Below are 17,711 nucleotides of genomic sequence, written 5' to 3'. Positions count from 1 at the left end.
CTTTGTGTAGCTTCCCCCCCCCCCCCCCCCCCCCCCCCCCACAGCCGCCGCGTCAGCTCAGGTTCCCGCGCAGGAACGTGTACATCAGGGCGCTGTTGTGCGCGGCCTGCTCGTTGTCCCCGGCGCCCGCGTGGCCGCCGCCGGTGTTCTCGTGGAACAGCACCGGATGGCCGAGCTCCCGCAGCCGGGCCGCGGCCTTCCGGGCGTGGCCCGGGTGGACGCGGTCGTCGCGGGTCGAGGTCATGAGGAGGACCGGCGGGTAGGTCCGGTCCGCTTCGAGCCGGTGGTACGGCGAGAGGTCGAGCAGGTGCGGCAGATCGGCCTCGTCGTCCGGGTCGCCGTACTCGGCGATCCAGGAGGCGCCCGCGAGCAGCTTGTGGAAGCGGGCCATGTCGAGCAGCGGCACCTGGGCGACGATCGCGCCGAAGAGTTCCGGGTAGCGGGTGAGCATCGCGCCCATCAGCAGGCCGCCGTTGCTGCCGCCCGCCGCGCCGAGCGAGGCCGGTGTGGTGATGCCCCGGGCGACGAGGTCCTGGGCGACGGCCGCGAAGTCCTCGAAGGCCCGCGGCCGCTCGGCGCGCAGCGCCGCCTGGTGCCAGTCGGGGCCGTACTCGCCGCCGCCGCGGATGTTCGCGATGACGTAGGTGCCGCCCTGTTCCAGCCATGCCCGGCCGGTGACCGCCCCGTAGTAGGGGGTGAGGGAGACCTCGAAGCCGCCGTAGCCGTAGAGCAGGGTGGGTCCGGGGCCGGTGACGGCGTGGTCGGGGCCGATGACGAAGTACGGCACGCGGGTGCCGTCGCGGGAGGTCGCGAAGTGCTGCTCGACGGCGAGGCCGGCCGTGTCGAAGCGGTCGGGGGCCTGCTTGAGCGTCTCGGTGTCGCCGCCGATGCGCCCCCGGTAGAGGGCCGAGGACTGGAGGAAGCCCGACACGTCGAGGAAGTACTCGTCGGAGACGTCCGGGTCGGTGTCCACCACGCTGACGGCGGACAGTTCGGGGACGCCGACGAGCGGTTCGCGGGTCCAGCCGCCGCCGGGAGCGGGGGTGAGGACCTCGATGCGGGTGCTGACGTCCCGGAGGATCTCCAGGATCAGGTGGCCGCGGGTCCAGGCGTGCCCGGACAGGGCGGTCCGCTCGTCGGGGGTGAACAGCGCCTCGGGGGTGCGGTCGCCGGCCAGGAAGGCGTCGAAGTCGAAGGCGAGCAGCGAGCCGGTGGGCTGCCCGAGCCACTCGGACTTCAGGGTGACGATCAGGTGCCCGCGGTGGGCGTAGGCGACGGCGTCGTCCGGTACGTCGATCCGGACGAGCGTGCCGTCCGGCCGGAGCAGATGGGTCTCGCTGCGGAAGAAGTCGAGGGAACGGCCGACGAAGTCCCGCTCGTAGCCCGGCGTGCTGTCGTGCGTGCCCCAGGCGGACACGTCCTCCTGCCCGGCCTCGAAGACCAGCTCGGCCTCCGCCACCGGGGTGCCGCGCCGCCAGACGCGGACCTGGCGGGGGTAGCCGGAGTCGGTGAGCGAGCCGGGGCCGGTGTCCGTGCCGACGAAGACGGTGTCGGCGTCGATCCATCCGATCCGGGTCTTCGCCTCGGGCAGCCGGAAGCCGTCCTCGACGAACGTCCGCGTGGCGAGGTCGAATTCGCGGACCACGACGGCGTCCCCGCCGTCCCGCGACAGCCGGATCAGCGCCAGGTCGTGCTCGGGCCGCCGTACCCGCGCCCCGTCCCACACCCACTTCTCGCCCTCGGCCTCGGCGAGCGCGTCGAGGTCCAGGAGGACGTCCCAGTCGGGGGCGTCCTTGCGGTACTGCTCCAGCGTCGTGCGCCGCCACAGGCCGCGCACGTGCTCGGCGTCCCGCCAGAAGTTGTAGAGGTGCGGGCCGCGCCGGACGACGTAGGGGATGCGGTCCGAGGCGTCGAGCACCTCCCGCAGCCGCTTCTTCAGCGGCTCGAAGCCGGGGTCGGCGGCCAGCGCGTCGGCGGTCTCGGCGTTGCGCTCGGCCACCCAGGCGAGCGCCTCGTCACCCGACACGTCCTCCAGCCACAGGTACGGGTCTTCGTCGGTCACGTCTCCCATGTGCTACTTCCCGTCCTCACGTCGCAGCTGTGCCGAAAGGTGGTGCCCCAGCGGCTGTCCGACGGCCGCCATGTCGTGGACGAAGCCGAGGGTGCCGTCGTCCGCGAGGGTATAGCGGCGGCGGGTGGCCTGGACGTCCTTCGCGGTGGGGGCGAGGGCGACCGTGTGCGTGGCGAGGTCGACCGCTCCGTCCCGCGCCTCGCCGACCATGATCTCGGCGATGCCGGTCGGCTGGGTGATCAGCGCCTCCACGCCGCCGTCCGGCTTCATCCGCCACCAGCCGCTCTCGCGCGCGGCCGGCCGCAGCGGCTCGCCGTCCCCGTCGATCAGCCAGGCGCGCGCCTCGTAGTGGAGGAAGGGCCGCCCGTCGTGGCTGAAGGTGACCTCCTGCTCGTACGCGAACTCCTCGGCGAGCGTCGGGTACGCGCCCCGGCCCCGGCCCGTCCAGGTCCCGAGCAGTCCGGTCACCGGCGCGAGCAGTTCGTGGGGTGCGGGCGACTCCTCGGGCCTGAGGGCGTCGGGGAAGGGGTACGGCCGCTCGCGGTCGGTCATGGAAGGCGCTCCTGGGTCGGGGGGGCTGTGCAGGATCGCAGCTTAGATCTTGGCGCCCTGGCGAACGGCGTCCTGGCGGGCGGTGCCCTGGCCGGCGGTCCCCTCGCGGGCGATCCCCTCCCGGGCGGGAAGATCCGCGCCCCCAGCGCCGTTGGTAGAAACGTGAACGAACTTGAGGTGGCACAGGCCGAGGCGGTCAGGCCGGTGGACGTCGTCGTCATCGGCGCCGGACAGGCGGGACTTTCGGCCGCCTTCCACCTGGAGCGGACCGGCCTCGAGCCCGACCGGGACTTCGTCGTCCTCGACCACGCCCCGCGCGCCGGCGGCGCCTGGCAGTTCCGCTGGCCCTCCCTCACCTACGGCAAGGTCCACGGGATGCACGCGCTGCCCGGCATGGAGCTGACCGGGGCCGACCCCGCGCGCCCGTCATCGGAGGTGATCGGCGCGTACTTCGAGACGTACGAGCGGACCTTCGGCCTGCGCGTCCACCGGCCCGTGGACGTCACCGCCGTGCGGGAGGGCGAGAGCGGGCGGCTGCGGGTGGAGACCTCGGAGGGCGTGTACGCCACGCGTGCCCTGATCAACGCCACCGGCACCTGGGACCGCCCCTTCTGGCCGCGCTACCCGGGCCAGGAGACCTTCCGCGGACGGCAGCTGCACACCTCCGGCTACCCCGGCCCGGAGGAGTTCGCGGGACAGCGCGTCCTCGTCGTCGGCGGCGGCGCCTCCGGCACGCAGCACCTGATGGAGATCGCCGAGGTCGCCGCCGAGACCTTCTGGGTCACCCGGCGCGAACCCGTCTACCGCGAGGGCCCCTTCGGGGAGGCCGAGGGGCGGGCCGCCGTGGCGCTCGTCGAGGAGCGGGTGCGGCGCGGGCTGCCGCCGCGGAGCGTGGTCTCGGTCACCGGGCTCCCGCTGAACGACGCCATCCGCGCGGCGCGCGAGCGCGGGATCCTGGACCGCCTGCCGATGTTCGACCGGATCACCCCGACCGGGGTGGCCTGGGACGACGGCCGGACCGCCGACGTGGACGTGATCCTGTGGGCGACCGGCTTCCGGGCCGCCATCGACCATCTGACCCCGCTGCGCCTCCGGGAGCCGGGCGGCGGCATCCAGGTCGACGGGACGCGCGCGGTACGGGACGAACGCGTCCACCTCGTCGGCTACGGCCCCTCCGCGTCGACCATCGGCGCCAACCGGGCCGGCCGCGCGGCGGTCTCCGACATCCGCCGCCTCCTCGCCCGCGAGCGCACCGGCGTCACCGCCGGCTGAGCCCTCACTGCCGGGCGGCGCTCCGGTTGGCGTTGAACTCGGCCACGTTGGCCCGGTGGGCCTCGTAGTCGGCGGTGAAGCGGGTGTCGCCGGGGGCGACGGTGACGAAGTAGAGCCAGTCGCCGTCGGCGGGGCGGAGCACGGCGTCCAGCGCCTGGTCTCCCGGGTTGCCGATGGGGGTCGGCGGGAGGCCCTTGTGCTCGTAGGTGTTGTACGGGCTGGCGTTCCGGGTGTCCTCGTACGTCGTGTCCACGGTGCTGCGGCCGAGCGCGTAGTTGAGGGTCGAGTCCATCTGGAGGGCCATGCCCCGGGCGAGGCGGTTGTGGACGACCCGGGCGACCTTCGCCATGTCCTCGGGGTTGTCGGCCTCGGCCTGGACGATGCTGGCCGCGACGACCGTCTGGTAGACGCTCAGTCCGTGCGCCCGCGCGCCCTCGGCGATGGCGGCGGTCCCGAAGCGCTTGACGGCGGTGTCCGCCATGAAGCGGAGCAGCTCTTCGGGGGTGGTGGCGGAGAGCACCGGATAGGTGGCGGGGAAGAGGTAGCCCTCGGGGTTGCCGCCGGCCTCCGCGGGCAGCGGCAGGGCGGTGCCGGCGGCGCTCGCGGCCTTCCGCGCGGTTCCCTCGGGCAGGCCGAGGGCGCGGTCGACGGCGCCGTAGACCTGTCCGCTCCGCCAGCCCTCGGGGATGAGCAGGGACCGGGGCTGCTCGGCGGCCGGTTCGTCGGTGCTGAGCAACAGCGGTACGGAGATCACGGCGGCCACGGCGAGGAGCGCCGCGAGCAGCAGCGCGAGGCGGCCGCGCCGGGTGAGCCGGGGGCCTCGGCCACGGCGGGGAGGCCGGGGCAGCGCGGGGCGGCGGGGGCCCAGTGCGGGCAGGGCGCGGGGACGGCGCGGGGGTGCGTACGGGGACGGCGACCGGTAGGTCATGGCCGCACGCTAACCCGGCCGGTACGAAAATCCGGGGAACCGCGCACGCGGCGGCGCCGCCGGTCCCCTGGGACGGGGAACCGACGGCGCCGGGCACTGCGATCGTCAGACGAGCCAGCCCAGGAAGTGGAGGACGCCGGCGAGCAGGTTGGTGATGACGTTCATGGTGGTGCTTCTCCTCGTACAGGTTCTTCGGTGGGACGGTGCGGTCGCGGTCTGCAGCCCGTCGCTCGCACTCCGTAATCTTCCGGTGCCGTACGGGAGTGGGGCAACGATTCCGGGAACGATCACACGTTCTGGGGAACAACCGCTCCCACGTTCGCCTGTTCGGTGCGGGCGTCCCTGCGGACCAGGGCCGCGTACCGCCCGTCGAGGGCGAGGAGTTCCTCGTGGGTGCCGCGCTCGGCGATCCGGCCGGCCTCGAGGACGACGATCTGGTCGGCGTCCCGGACGGTGGAGAGCCGGTGGGCGATGGTGATGGTGGTGCGGCCCTCGGACAGGGAGTCGATGGCGCGCTGCACCGCGTGCTCCGTGCGGGTGTCGAGGGCGCTGGTCGCCTCGTCGAGGATGAGGACGGGCGGGTCGCGCAGGATGGTGCGGGCGATGGCCAGGCGCTGCTTCTCGCCGCCGGAGAACCGGTAGCCGCGCTCGCCGACCAGGGTGTCGTAGCCCTCGGGCAGCGAGGCGATGTGGTCGTGGATCTGCGCGGCGCGCGCGGCGGCCTCGATCTCCTCGTCGGTGGCGTCCGGCTTGGCGAAGCGGAGGTTGTCGGCGACGGAGGCGTGGAAGAGGTAGGTCTCCTGGGAGACCACGCCGACCGCGCGGGCGAGCGTGTCGAAGTCCAGGTCGCGGACGTCGACGCCGTCGAGGGTGACGCGGCCGCCGGTCACGTCGTACAGCCGGGGCACCAGATAGCTCAGCGTGGACTTGCCGGAGCCCGTGGGGCCGACGACCGCGAGGCTGCCGCCGGCGGGGACGGTCAGGTCGATGGAGTCGAGGGTCGGGCGGCCGGTGCCCTCGGGGTCGTAGCGGAACTCGACCTTCTCGAAGGCGACCTCGCCGCTGACGCGCGGGAGCCGGACCGGCTCGGCGGGCTCGGCGATGTCGACGGGCAGGTCCAGGTACTCGAAGATGCGGTGGAAGAGCGCGAGCGAGGTCTGCATCTGGACGCCGGTCGAGAGCAGGCTCACGGCGGGCCGGAAGAGGCCCTGCTGGAGCGTGACGAAGGCGACGAGGGTGCCCAGCGAGATCGTGGCGCCACCCGGGCCGAGCGCGATGCCGGCGGCCCAGTAGATCAGGGCGGGCATGGCGGCCATGACGATGCTGATGGTGGACATCCGCCACCGTCCGGCCATGGAGGAGCGCACTTCGAGGTCGACGAGGCGCTCGGACTCCTCGGCGAAGGACTTCGTCAGCGAGTCGGCCCGGCCCATCGTGCGGCCGAGCAGGATGCCGCTGACCGAGAGGGACTCGGTGACGGTCGCGGCCATGGCGGCCATCTGCTTCTGCCGCTGGGTGGTGATCCGCTTGCGCTCGCGGCCGACCCGCCGGCTGATCCAGACGAAGACGGGCAGCAGGAGCAGCGAGACGAGGGTGAGCCGCCAGTCGAGGGCGAGCATGGCGACCACGGTCGCGACGACGGCGGTGAGGTTGGAGACGAGCGAGGTGGCCGTCCCGGTGACGGTGGCCTGCATGCCTCCGATGTCGTTGGCGATGCGGGACTGGACCTCGCCGGTGCGGGTGCGGGTGAAGAAGGCGAGCGGCATCCGCTGGAGCTGCTCGTACACCCCGGTGCGCAGGTCGTGCATGACGCGCTGGCCGACGGTGGTGGAGATCAGGGTCTGGAGCACGCCGAACACGCCGTTCAGGACGGCGGTCGCGATCATGCCGAGGGCCAGCAGGCTGAGCAGGCCGGTGCGGCCCTGCGGGATCGCGGTGTCCAGCACCTCCTTCAGGAGGAACGGCGAGGCGACCGAGACGAGCGAGGCGGCGCCGACCAGGAGGCCGACGAGCGCGAGGCGCCCGCGGTAGGGCCGGAAGAGCCGCAGGATGCGCCGCAGCTGGGCGGGCTCCTTCGGCTGGGTGGAGTCACGGGGCGGGGGTGTCCAGTCGGACTGGTCGTGGGGGCGCATGGGCTCCTTCGATGGATCGACGATTCCAGCAGAGCATAGCTCATTGTTACCTACACTCACAATGAACCAGGTCCTGATATTGTTCCCGCATGACCACCTCCGACCGTACGAGCGTGTCCGACCGTTCGAGCGACGGCCCGGGCTCGCCCGACGTCGACGGGCTCCTCGCCGAGCAGCTGCTGCGGCTCACCCGCCGCCTGCACCGCGTCCAGAAGCACCATCTGGAACCGGTCGGCATCACTCCCGCCCAGTCCCGGCTCCTGCGCACGGTCGCGCACTTCGGCGAGCCGCCCCGGATGGCGGACCTCGCCGCCCGCCTGGAGGTCGTCCCCAGGGCCGTGACCAGTCTCGTCGACGGCCTGGAGGCGAGCGACCGGGTGCGCCGGGTGCCCGATCCGAGCAACCGCCGGGTGATCCGGATCGAGCTCACCGACGCGGGCCGCGCCACGCTGCGGGAGCTGCGCAGCGCGCGCCGGGCGGCCGCAGAGGACATCCTTGCTCCATTGACCGTCGAACAGCGCGAGGTGCTCGGAGGTCTGCTGTCCGCCCTGGTCGACCGCGGCCCGGAGAGCGGCTGCTGACCCTTCCGGGCCCCGGGACGCGCCGAAGGGGAGCCCTGCCATGCCGCTGTTCGAGCCGAGCCCGCAGGCCCTCCGCCCCGGGACGAAGCGGAGCCCTGCGCCGGACCGGGTGCCGGAACTCCAGGCGCGCGGCACGCCCCGCCGGCTGCGCGAGGAGCTGACCGAGCTCCTGGGTCCCGAGAAGGTCCTCTCGAAGGTCTCCGACCTGGTGCGGTACGCCTCGGACGCCAGCCCGTACCGCTTCGTGCCGCAGGTCGTCGTGGTCGCCGAGGACATCGACGACATCTCCACGATCCTGTCGTACGCGCACGGCAAGGGCCGCGAGGTAGTCTTCCGGGCCGCCGGGACCAGCCTCAACGGGCAGGCGCAGGGCGAGGACATCCTCGTCGACGTCCGCCGCCACTGGGTGGGCGTCGAGGTCCTCGACGACGGCGCCCGAGCCCGGGTCAGGCCCGGCACCACCGTCGTACGGGCCAACGCGGCGCTCGCCCCCTACGGGCGGGTCCTCGGCCCCGACCCGGCCAGCGCGGTCGCCTGCACGATCGGCGGGGTCGTCGCCAACAACGCCTCGGGCATGACGGCCGGGACGACCCGGAACTCCTACCGGACGGTCTCCTCCCTCACCTTCGTGCTGCCGAGCGGCACCGTCGTGGACACCGGCGACCCGGCCGCCGACGAGGAGCTCGCCCGCGCCGAGCCGCGGCTGTGCGCGGAGCTCCTCGCGCTGAAGGCCGAGATCGAGGCCGACGCCGAGCTCACCGCCCGGATCCGGGCCAAGTACGCCATCAAGAACACCAACGGCTACCGGCTCGACGCCTTCCTGGACGGCGCCACGCCCGCCGCGATCCTGCGGGGCCTGATGGTCGGCTCCGAGGGCACCTTCGGCTTCATCTCCGAGGTCGTCTTCGACACCCTGCCGCTGGACCGCGAGGTCTCCACCGCCCTGCTGTTCTTCCCCTCGCTGCCGGCCGCCGCCGAGGCCGTGCCGCTGTTCAACGAGGCGGGGGCGCTCGCCGTCGAACTGATGGACGGCAACACCCTGCGGGCCTCGGTGAGCGTCGAGGGCGTGCCCGCCGACTGGGCGGAGCTGCCCAAGGAGACGGCGGCGCTCCTGGTCGAGTTCCGGGCCCCGGACGCGGCGGCGCGCGAGGCGTACGAGCGGGCGGCCGAGGCCGTCCTCACCGGGCTCGACCTGGTGGCCCCGGTGCCGTCCGTGGAGAACGCGTTCACCCGGGACCCGAAGCGGATCTCCGGGTACTGGAAGGCCCGCAAGGCGTTCGTGACGGCGGTCGGCGGTTCCCGCCCCTCCGGTACGACCCTGATCACCGAGGACTTCGCGGTGCCGCCAGGCCGCCTCGCGGAGGCGTGCGCCGCCCTGCTCGACCTCCAGTCACGGCACGGCTTCGACGCGGCCGTCGCCGGCCACGCGGCCCACGGCAACCTCCACTTCCTGCTCGCCTTCGACGCCGCCGACCCCTCCGACGTCGAGCGGTACGCGGCCTTCATGGACGAGTTCTGCAAGCTCACCGTGGAGCGCTTCGACGGCTCGCTGAAGGCCGAGCACGCCACCGGCCGCAACATCGCCCCGTTCCTCGAACTGGAGTGGGGCACGCGGGCGACCGAGCTGATGTGGCGCGTCAAGGAGGCCGTCGACCCCGACGGGGTACTCGCCCCGCGGATCGTCCTCGACCGCGACCCGCAGGCCCATCTCCGCGGCCTGAAGACGATCCCCGCCGTGGAACGGATCGCCGATCCCTGCATCGAGTGCGGCTTCTGCGAACCGACCTGCCCGAGCCACGATCTGACGACCACTCCGCGCCAGCGGATCGTGCTGCGCCGCGAGATGATGCGCCAGGCCGACGGCTCCCCCGTCGAGGCGCGACTCCTGGAGTCGTACGGCTACGACGCCGTCGACACCTGCGCCGGCGACTCCACCTGCAAGCTGGCCTGTCCGGTCGGGATCGACACCGGCGCGCTGATGAAGGAGTTCCGGCACGAGCGGCACTCCGCGCGCGAGGAGCGGATCGCCGCGCTGGCCGCGCGGAACTTCCGCGCGGTGGAGGCCTCGGCGCGGCTCGCGGTCGCCGCGGCCGACCGCATCGGCGACCGGGTCCTGGAGTCGGCGACCGGTCTGGCGCGCCGGATCGTGCGGCCCGACCTCGTACCGGAGTGGCTGCCCGAGATCCCCGGCGCGGCGGCCCGACGGCTGCCCCGCACCCACCGCCCGGCGGCCGTCGCCGTCTACTACCCGGCGTGCGTGAACCGCATCTTCGGCGCCCCCGAAGGACACGAGGGGCCGTCGCTCCCCGAGGCCGTGGTCGCGGTGTCGGCGCGGGCCGGGAAGCCGGTGTGGATCCCGGACGACGTGGCCGGTACGTGCTGCGCCACGATCTGGCACTCCAAGGGGTACGAGCGGGGCAACGAGGTGATGGCGAACCGGATCGTCGAGGCGGCCTGGGGATGGACGGCCGGCGGGAAGCTGCCGCTCGTGGTGGACGCCTCCTCGTGCACGCTCGGCATCGCGCACGAGGTGGTGCCGTACCTGACGGACGACAACCGGGAGCTGCACGCCGAGCTGACGGTCCTCGACTCGCTGGTGTGGGCGGCGGACGAGCTGCTCCCCCGACTCGACGTGCGCCGCCGGGTCGGCTCCGCCGTGGTCCACCCGACGTGCTCGATGCGGCACCTGGGCGACGAGGACAGGCTGACAGCGCTCGCCGGGGCCTGCGCGGAGGAGGTCGTGGTGCCCGCCGACGCCGGCTGCTGCGCCTTCGCGGGCGACCGCGGCATGCTGCATCCGGAGCTGACGGCCTCGGCGACGGCCCGCGAGGCGGCCGAGGTGACGGCCCGCCCGTTCGACGCGCACCTCTCGGCCAACCGCATGTGCGAGATCGGGATGGACCGGGCGACGGGCCGCGCGTACGGGTCGGTCCTCCTCGCCCTTGAGCACGCGACGCGCCCCTGACCGAGCGTCACCTTCCGGCCGAAGCGGCCGGTCACAGGACCCCTCACCCCGGCCGGTGAGGGGTCCTTCGTATGTTCGGGTGACGGTGGCCGTCGGCCTCGGCGTGGTGCGACAGGCGGAACAGTAAGGTCCGACTACCCGTCGCACGTGACCTGTCGGCGCCCTTGCGCACCCTCGGGCACCGGGGCCAGGGTCCTGTGCGGGATTCATGAGACAGCCGTGCACAGAGCTCCGGGAGGTTCCATGAACGAGCAGCCACCGCGTACCCCGAGCCGCCGCGAGGTGCTCAGGACCACCGCCGCCGCAGGCGCGGGCATCGGCGTCTCCGTCACCGGCGCCCAGAGCGCCGCCGCCTCCCCCGGCGCGGCGGCGGAGCCGCGCCGGGCCGCCGCCACCATGGCCGGCGTGCCCTTCGAGCGCCGCTCCACGGTGCGCGTCGGGATCGTCGGCCTCGGCAACCGGGGCAACGCGATGATCGGCCTCTACCTCGCCCTGCCCGGGGTGCGGGTGGTCGCCGTCTGCGATCCGGTGCGCGAGAAGACCGAGCGGGCGACCGCGAAGGTCACCGCCGCGGGGCAGCCCGCCCCCGCCGTCTACGGCAAGGGCGAGGAGGACTACGAGAACCTCTGCGCCCGCGCGGACGTCGACTTCGTGCACGTGGCCACCCCGTGGGACAGCCACTACGCGATCGCCCGGGCCGCGATGCTGCACGGCAAGCACGTCGGCGTGGAGTGTCCGGTCGCGCTGCGGCTCGACGAACTGTGGTCGCTGGTCGACCTGTCGGAGCGGACCCGCCGGCACTGCATGCAGCTGGAGAACTGCTGCTACGGGCGCAACGAGCTGCGGGTCCTGCGGATGGCGCACGCCGGCAAGTTCGGCGACCTGCTGCACGGGGCCGGCGCCTACAACCACGACCTGCGCGCCCTGATGTTCTCCCCCACGTACTACGAGGGGCCCTGGCGCCGCCGCTGGCACACCCGCATGCGCGGCGACCTCTACCCGAACCACGGCTTCGGTCCCGTCGCCAACTACATGGACGTCAACCGCGGCGACCGGGCGGTGAGCATCAGCAGCTTCGGCACCCCGGCGCTCGGGCTCGCCCAGTACCGCGCGGAGCACATGCCGCCGGGCGACCCGAGCTGGAAGGAGACGTACATCGAGAGCGACCGGACGATCAGCCTGGTCCAGACGGCCAAGGGCCGGGTGATCCGCCTCGAACACGACGTCTCCACGCCGCACCCGTACAGCCGGATCAACAGCCTGGGCGGCACCCGGGGCGTCTTCGAGGACTACCCGGCCCGGATCTACCTGGAGCCGGACCACGGGGACGACCAGTGGGGCGACTTCTCGGCGTACGCGGAGGAGTTCGACCACTGGCTCTGGAAGGACCACGCCAACCCGCCGGGCGGTCACGGCGGCATGGACTACATCATGGTCTACCGGCTGACGCAGTGTCTCCGGCTCGGGCTCGTCCCGGACTTCGACGTGTACGACGCCGCCACCTGGACCGCTCCGGTGCCGCTGAGCCACGCCTCGATCAAGGCCAAGGGCGCACCGCAGGAGATCCCCGACTTCACCCGCGGTGAATGGCGCAAGGCCCGGCCCGGCATGGACTCGGTGCGGCCGGCCTGAGAACGCGGCGCCCGGCCCCTGTGCGCACGGGGCCGGGCGTCGTCGTGTTCAGCAGCGGCGCAGGTCCCGCGTGAGGGTGCCCTGCACGGTCGTCAGGGTCCGGTCGTGGCAGCCGCCCGTGCCGTACAGCCGGTAGCGCTCGGTCGTGGTGCCGACCGCGTGCCGCTGGTCGCGCGGGACGCCGGAGGTGTAGGTGGCGTCGCCGGTGTACGTGTCGTCGAGCCGCGACCAGGAGACGCGCCGCCCGTCGCGTACGGCGACGGTGTCGGCCCGGTCCCCGAGGGTGAGGACGGTACGGAGACGGTCGCCGGCGCCGATCGTGGTCTCGCCGTCCATGGTGTAGACGCGGTGCACCCGGGTGGTGGTCCGGCCGGTGGTGACGGTCTCGTCGTCGGTCCAGCGGCCGGTGTACGCGTCCGGGTTCTCGCCCTCGCCCCAGCGGTGCGTGGAGGTGTGGGCGACGGTCCGGGCGACGGTGGTGTCGACGCGGCCGTGCGAGGTGTCGAGGTGGCCGGCGACGGTCAGCCGGTGGGTGGCGTCGGTGTCGAGCCGGTGCGGGGTCGCGCCGCCGCCGGAGTCCGCCGTGTACACGGACGAGTTGCGCGGGGCGGTCTCCTCGTGCCGGTCGAGGCCGCCGGTGACGACCCGGCTGCCCTCGTCCTGCCAGAGCAGCATGTTGGTGGGCGTGGACCAGCCCGCCAGGCCGGCCGGGACGCCGGCGACGGTGACCTCGACGCGGTGGGCGCGGCCGTCGTTGAGGAGGGCGGCGAAGGGCGTCAGGTCGTAGACGACGGGCTGGACGTCGAAGGCGCGCGGTGCGGGGGTGACGTACCAGAGGAAGGGGTTGGACCAGCCGCCGGTCCAGACCGTCGGGAAGGGCGCGGCGATGCCGGCGAGCCTGCCGTCGACGGCGACGCGGACCTCGCGGTGCGGGCCCTCGCTCGCCCGGCAGGAGTACGGGGCGGCGTCGGGGGCGGAGAGGTACCAGTACTCCTCGCAGCCGCCGCCGGAGCCGGTGGCGTACACCTCGGCGAGGAGGCGTTCGGTGTTGCGCGGGGTGGTGAGGGTGGAGCCGGTGAGGGGGATCACCCGGTCGGGCGTGCCGGCGGCGGGTTTCACCCGGCCCTCCGCCGTGTGGAAGGTGAGGGTGACGCGGACGTCGAGGACGCCGGTGTACGTCTCGTTCACGACATTGCCGATGAGCATCTCGACCGGCTGCGGGCGGCTGAGGGTGTCGTGGTAGCGGGTGACGTCCTTCTCGACGGACCACTCGATGCCGTCGGGCGAGGGCTGGGGCGTGGAGGTGCGGAGGATCTCGACGCCGCCGACGGTGATGTAGCCGAGCCGGTCGTACTGGCGGCCCTTCACGTTTCCTTCGAGGCGCAGGACGATCTTGTTCCACTTGGTGTCGCAGTCCTCGGGCGGGGTGTAACTCCCCTGGTACGGCGTGAAGTCGCGGAATTTCGCGGCGGCGAGGGTCACCTCGCAGGACCGCGTTCCGGGGGTGGCGACGGGCGGGGCGGCGGTGACCGGGTCGTGCCAGTCGGTGGTGAACTCGGCCGGGGGCGTCGGGCCGTTCGGGCCTTCGGCGGCGGCCGGCTGGGCGGCGAGCAGGGTTCCGGCGGCCAGGATCAGGCCGCTGATCATGCTCATGATCTTGAGTGATCTCATGGGGCGGAAGTGAAGCGTGACCGCCCGTGCGCGGTCCAGAGGACGATGTGCGGACATGGCGCGATCTGTTCCCTCATGAGCCGGCGCGGAGAAAATCGATTGCCGCCACCAGGGGAAAAAGCGAACCTTGCACGGTTTCCTTTCCCGCGCCGGACAGATCCGGACACACCCAAGACCCTGGGACGTCATGCAGATTCGAGATCTCCCCTACGCCGACCCAGGGATCCCCGACGTCCGGTCGGGCACCCGTTTCCTCCTCTGGCTCGGCCGCAACCAGCTCGGCGGCCAGGTGAAGGCCCTGCTGTGGGGGCTGCTGCTCCAGCTGGGCATCGCCGCGCTGCCGGTGGGCATCGGGATCGCCGTGCAGGCGGTCGTGGACCGGGACGGCGGGCGGCTCGCCCTCGGCGGCGGCCTGCTCGTGCTCTTCGGCATCGCGATCGCCGTCGGCGACACGATGCTCCACCGCACCGCCGTCACCAACTGGATCACCGCCGCCGCGCGCGTCCAGCAGCTCCTGTCCCGCAAGACCGCCGAGCTGGGCGCCGCCCTGACCCGGCGGGTCGCGGCGGGCGAGGTCGTGGCCGTCTCCACGGGCGACGTCGAGAAGATCGGCTGGTTCGTCGAGGCGCTGTCCCGGTTCGCCGCCGCGGCCACCACCCTGCTGATCGTCTGCGGGGCCCTCGTCGTCTACCAGCCGGCGCTCGGCATCGTCGTGGCCGTCGGCGTCCCCGTCCTCGCCCTCGCCGTGCTCCCGCTCCTGCCCCGCGCGACGGCCCGGGCCGACCTCCAGCGCGAGAAGGCCGGCAAGGCCACCGAGCTGGCCTCCGACACCGTCGCGGGACTCCGCGTGCTGCGCGGCATCGGCGGCGAGGAGCTCTTCCTCGGCCGCTACCGCGCCGCCTCCCAGGAGGTCCGCAAGGCGGCCGTGCACAGCGCGCGGATGTGGGCCCTGATCGCCGCGATCCAGGTCGTCCTGCCGGGCATCCTGCTCATCGTGGTGGTGGCGTACGGGGCGCGGCTCGCGCTCGACGGACGCATCACGGTCGGCGAGCTGGTCATGATCTACGGCGCGGTGGCCCTGACCCATCACCCGCTGCGGAACTTCGAGGAGATCGCCATGGCGTACTCCTTCTCGCGGCCGTCCGCCAAGCGGGCCGCCCGGGTCCTCGCGCTCACCCGCACGACGACCGCCGTCGGGGAGCCGGAGCGCGAGGCGAGCGGCGACCTGTACGACCCGCTGACCGGACTCCTCGCCCCCGCCGGACAGTTCACCGCCGTCGTCTGCGGCGACCCGGACGTGGCCGGACGCCTCGCGGACCGGCTCGGCGGCCACCCGGCCGAGCCCGGCGAGGACCACACCTCGGTCCTCCTGGGCGGGGTCCCGCTCGACGAACTGCCGCTGGAGACCGCCCGTACGGCCGTCCTCGTCCAGGACAAGGACCCGGTGCTGCTCTCCGGCACGCTCGGCGAGCTCCTCGACGTGCCCTCGTCGGGCGCGGTGCGGGCCGCGGACGCGCTCGCCGCCGCCCAGTGCGGGGACGTCCTCGACGCCCTCGCGCAAGCCTCCGTCGACACCGGCGGGGACCCGATGCGGACCGGGATCACCGAGCGCGGCCGGTCGCTCTCCGGCGGCCAGCGCCAGCGGCTCGCGCTCGCGCGCTCGCTGGTCACCGACCCGGCGGTGCTCGTCCTCGACGAGCCGACCTCCGCCGTCGACGCGCACACCGAGTCGCGGGTGGCCGCCGGGATCGCCGGTCTCCGCGAGGGCGGGACGACCGTGGTCCTCGCCTCCTCGCCGCTGCTCCTGGACCGCGCCGACCGGGTCGTCCTGGTCCACGACGGGCAGGCGGTCGCCGTCGGCACCCACCGCGAGCTCCTCTCGAAGGAGCCCCGCTACCGGGCCGTCGTCACCCGCGAGACGGACGAGGAACTCGCCGCGGCCACAGCACGGGAGACGGCCGACGCCGGTCTCGCACTCGAAGCACTGGAAGGGGAATCGGCATGATCGGCCTGGCGCCTCCGGAGTACGACCCGGCGGCCCCCCGGACGGCGACGACGCTGCCCGTCGCGGGCAGCGCGACCGTACGGGCCTATGTGCGCGCGCTGCTGCGCCGCCACCGCACGGCGTTCACGCTGCTCGTCGGCGTGAACGCGGTCGCCGTGATCGCCTCGATGGTGGGCCCGTACCTCCTCGGTTCGGTCGTGGACCGGCTCTCCGCCGGGGCCCGCGACCTCCATCTGGAGCGGACGGTCGCGCTCTTCGCGGCCGCGCTGCTCGTGCAGACCGTGTTCACGCGGCTGGTCCGGCTGCGCGGGGCGACGCTGGGCGAGGAGATGCTCGCCGACCTGCGCGAGGACTTCCTCGTCCGCTCGGTCGCGCTGCCTCCGGGCGTCCTCGAACGGGCCGGGACCGGCGACCTGCTGTCCCGGATCACCACGGACGTCGACCGGCTCGCCAACGCCATGCGCGAGGCCGTGCCCCAGCTGGTCATCGGCGTGGCCTGGGCGGGCCTGCTGCTCGGCGGTCTCGCCGTGACCGCTCCCCCGCTCGCGCTCGCCGCCCTGCTCGCCGCGCCGGTGCTGATCGTCGGCTGCCGCTGGTACTTCAAACGGGCGCCCTCCGCGTACCGCTCGGAGTCCGCGGGGTACGCGGCGGTCGCCGCCTCGCTCGCGGAGACGGTCGACGCGGGCCGCACGGTCGAGGCGCACCGGCTGGGCGCGCGCCGGATCGCGCTCTCCGAGCGGCGCATCACCGAGTGGGTGGCGTGGGAGCGGTACACGCTGTTCCTGCGCTCGGTCCTCTTCCCGGTCGTCACCGCCACCCATACGACGGTCCTCTGCGCGGTCCTGCTGCTCGGCGGGTTCTTCGTCTTCCAGGGCTGGATCGACGTCGGGCAGCTGACGACGGGCGCGCTCTTCGCCCAGATGCTGGTCGACCCCATCGGCATCGTCCTGCGCTGGTACGACGAGCTCCAGGTCGCGCAGGTGTCGCTCGCCCGCCTCGTGGGCGTCCGGGACATCGAGCCGGACGCGGGCGACCGGAGCGTGCGGCCCGAGGGCCGGGCGGTGCGGGCCGAGGAGGTGAGGTTCGGCTACCGCGAGGGCGTCGACGTCCTGCACGAGGTGTCGCTGAAGGTCGCGCCGGGCACCCGGATCGCCCTGGTCGGTCCGTCCGGCGCGGGCAAGTCCACGCTGGGCCGGCTCCTCGCCGGGATCTACGCCCCGCGCACCGGTTCCGTGACCCTCGGCTCCGCCGAGCTGGCCCGGATGCCCGCCGAGCGGGTCCGTGAGCACGTGGCCCTGGTCAACCAGGAGCACCACGTGTTCGTGGGCTCCCTGCGCGACAACCTGCTCCTGGCCAGGACCGGCGCCGAGGACACCGCCCTGTGGGCCGCCCTGTCGGCGGTCGACGCCGACGGCTGGGCCCGTGCGCTCGCCGAGGGCCTCGACACCGAGGTCGGTTCGGGCGGTCACGCGCTGACCCCGGCCCAGGCCCAGCAGATCGCCCTGGCCCGGCTCGTCCTGGCGGACCCGCACACGCTGGTCCTGGACGAGGCGACCTCGCTGCTCGACCCGCGCGCGGCCCGGCACCTGGAGCGCTCGCTGGCCCGGGTCCTGGACGGCCGTACGGTCGTGGCCATCGCCCACCGGCTGCACACGGCCCATGACGCCGACCTGATCGCGGTGGTCGAGTCGGGCCGGATCAGCGAGCTCGGGAGCCATGACGAACTGGTCGCGGCGGACGGCGCGTACGCGGCCCTGTGGCGGTCCTGGCACGGCTGAGCCGCCGGCCGTGAGGTGCGCACCCCGGGGGGGGGGGGGGGGGGGGGGGGGGGGGGGGAGGGGGGGGGGGGGGGGGGGGGGGGGGGGGGGGGGAGGGGGGGGGGGGGAGGGGGGGTGTGGCCGA

11 protein-coding genes are annotated in these 17,711 nt (G+C 73.7%); 6 read left to right on the top strand and 5 right to left on the bottom strand.

Annotated features, from left to right (window positions below; all coding sequences use genetic code 11):
- Positions 1–52: 52 nt before the first annotated feature.
- Together ACZ7G1_RS00780 and ACZ7G1_RS00775 are read right to left on the bottom strand one after the other, a co-directional pair.
- The gene (locus ACZ7G1_RS00780; RefSeq protein WP_470881042.1) at positions 53–2,071 is read right to left on the bottom strand and encodes a prolyl oligopeptidase family serine peptidase; all 2,019 of its coding nucleotides are present in this window, start codon (positions 2,069–2,071) and stop codon (positions 53–55) included.
- 3 nt (positions 2,072–2,074) lie between these two features.
- A complete protein-coding gene (locus tag ACZ7G1_RS00775) occupies positions 2,075–2,623 on the bottom strand; it encodes a nitrobindin family protein (protein WP_470881044.1) in 549 nt (182 codons plus the stop codon).
- A gap of 162 nt (positions 2,624–2,785) precedes the next feature.
- On the opposite strand from ACZ7G1_RS00775, the gene ACZ7G1_RS00770 reads away from it, so the two are divergent.
- Positions 2,786–3,895 (top strand): NAD(P)-binding domain-containing protein, encoded by a 1,110-nt coding sequence (locus ACZ7G1_RS00770; protein ID WP_470881046.1) that lies wholly within the window; start codon positions 2,786–2,788, stop codon positions 3,893–3,895.
- Between the two features lie 4 nt (positions 3,896–3,899).
- Here the strand turns inward: ACZ7G1_RS00770 and mltG are convergent, their stop codons facing one another.
- Positions 3,900–4,742, bottom strand: a complete 843-nt coding sequence (gene mltG, locus ACZ7G1_RS00765; RefSeq protein ID WP_470881065.1) for an endolytic transglycosylase MltG — start codon at positions 4,740–4,742, stop codon at positions 3,900–3,902.
- Positions 4,743–5,110: 368 nt separating this feature from the next.
- Positions 5,111–6,955, bottom strand: coding sequence for an ABC transporter ATP-binding protein (locus ACZ7G1_RS00760; protein WP_470881048.1), 1,845 nt, complete (start codon positions 6,953–6,955; stop codon positions 5,111–5,113).
- 89 nt (positions 6,956–7,044) lie between these two features.
- Between ACZ7G1_RS00760 and ACZ7G1_RS00755 the strand changes: the two genes are divergently transcribed.
- From ACZ7G1_RS00755 to ACZ7G1_RS00745, 3 genes are all read left to right on the top strand, one after another.
- The gene (locus tag ACZ7G1_RS00755; RefSeq protein WP_470881050.1) at positions 7,045–7,536 is read left to right on the top strand and encodes a MarR family winged helix-turn-helix transcriptional regulator; all 492 of its coding nucleotides are present in this window, start codon (positions 7,045–7,047) and stop codon (positions 7,534–7,536) included.
- A 40-nt stretch (positions 7,537–7,576) separates the two neighbouring features.
- Positions 7,577–10,501, top strand: a complete 2,925-nt coding sequence (locus ACZ7G1_RS00750; RefSeq protein ID WP_470881052.1) for an FAD-binding and (Fe-S)-binding domain-containing protein — start codon at positions 7,577–7,579, stop codon at positions 10,499–10,501.
- Positions 10,502–10,744: 243 nt separating this feature from the next.
- On the top strand, positions 10,745–12,133 hold the full coding sequence (locus ACZ7G1_RS00745; protein ID WP_470881054.1) for a Gfo/Idh/MocA family protein: 1,389 nt from the start codon (positions 10,745–10,747) through the stop codon (positions 12,131–12,133).
- A gap of 48 nt (positions 12,134–12,181) precedes the next feature.
- Here the strand turns inward: ACZ7G1_RS00745 and ACZ7G1_RS00740 are convergent, their stop codons facing one another.
- On the bottom strand, positions 12,182–13,804 hold the full coding sequence (locus ACZ7G1_RS00740; protein WP_470881056.1) for a peptide-N4-asparagine amidase: 1,623 nt from the start codon (positions 13,802–13,804) through the stop codon (positions 12,182–12,184).
- Positions 13,805–13,991: 187 nt separating this feature from the next.
- Between ACZ7G1_RS00740 and ACZ7G1_RS00735 the strand changes: the two genes are divergently transcribed.
- Entirely contained in the window at positions 13,992–15,809 is a 1,818-nt protein-coding gene (locus tag ACZ7G1_RS00735; RefSeq protein ID WP_470881058.1) for an ABC transporter transmembrane domain-containing protein, read from the top strand.
- A complete protein-coding gene (locus ACZ7G1_RS00730) occupies positions 15,806–17,587 on the top strand; it encodes an ABC transporter ATP-binding protein (protein ID WP_470881060.1) in 1,782 nt (593 codons plus the stop codon). The genes ACZ7G1_RS00735 and ACZ7G1_RS00730 overlap by 4 nt, the downstream gene beginning before the upstream one ends.
- Positions 17,588–17,711: the final 124 nt, after the last annotated feature.

The organism is Streptomyces sp. NPDC037273 (genome assembly GCF_055603625.1).
This window is presented reverse-complemented; position numbering and strand designations above follow the sequence as displayed.

Bases quoted from the DNA above. Each gene is read 5' to 3' on its own strand.
- ACZ7G1_RS00760 (WP_470881048.1), bottom strand. From the start codon at position 6,955: ATGCGCCCCCACGACCAGTCCGACTGGACACCCCCGCCCCGTGACTCC.
- ACZ7G1_RS00750 (WP_470881052.1), top strand. From the start codon at position 7,577: ATGCCGCTGTTCGAGCCGAGCCCGCAGGCCCTCCGCCCCGGGACGAAG.
- ACZ7G1_RS00730 (WP_470881060.1), top strand. From the start codon at position 15,806: ATGATCGGCCTGGCGCCTCCGGAGTACGACCCGGCGGCCCCCCGGACG.
- ACZ7G1_RS00755 (WP_470881050.1), top strand. From the start codon at position 7,045: ATGACCACCTCCGACCGTACGAGCGTGTCCGACCGTTCGAGCGACGGC.
- ACZ7G1_RS00775 (WP_470881044.1), bottom strand. From the start codon at position 2,623: ATGACCGACCGCGAGCGGCCGTACCCCTTCCCCGACGCCCTCAGGCCC.
- ACZ7G1_RS00745 (WP_470881054.1), top strand. From the start codon at position 10,745: ATGAACGAGCAGCCACCGCGTACCCCGAGCCGCCGCGAGGTGCTCAGG.
- ACZ7G1_RS00735 (WP_470881058.1), top strand. From the start codon at position 13,992: ATGCAGATTCGAGATCTCCCCTACGCCGACCCAGGGATCCCCGACGTC.
- ACZ7G1_RS00740 (WP_470881056.1), bottom strand. From the start codon at position 13,804: ATGAGATCACTCAAGATCATGAGCATGATCAGCGGCCTGATCCTGGCC.
- ACZ7G1_RS00780 (WP_470881042.1), bottom strand. From the start codon at position 2,071: ATGGGAGACGTGACCGACGAAGACCCGTACCTGTGGCTGGAGGACGTG.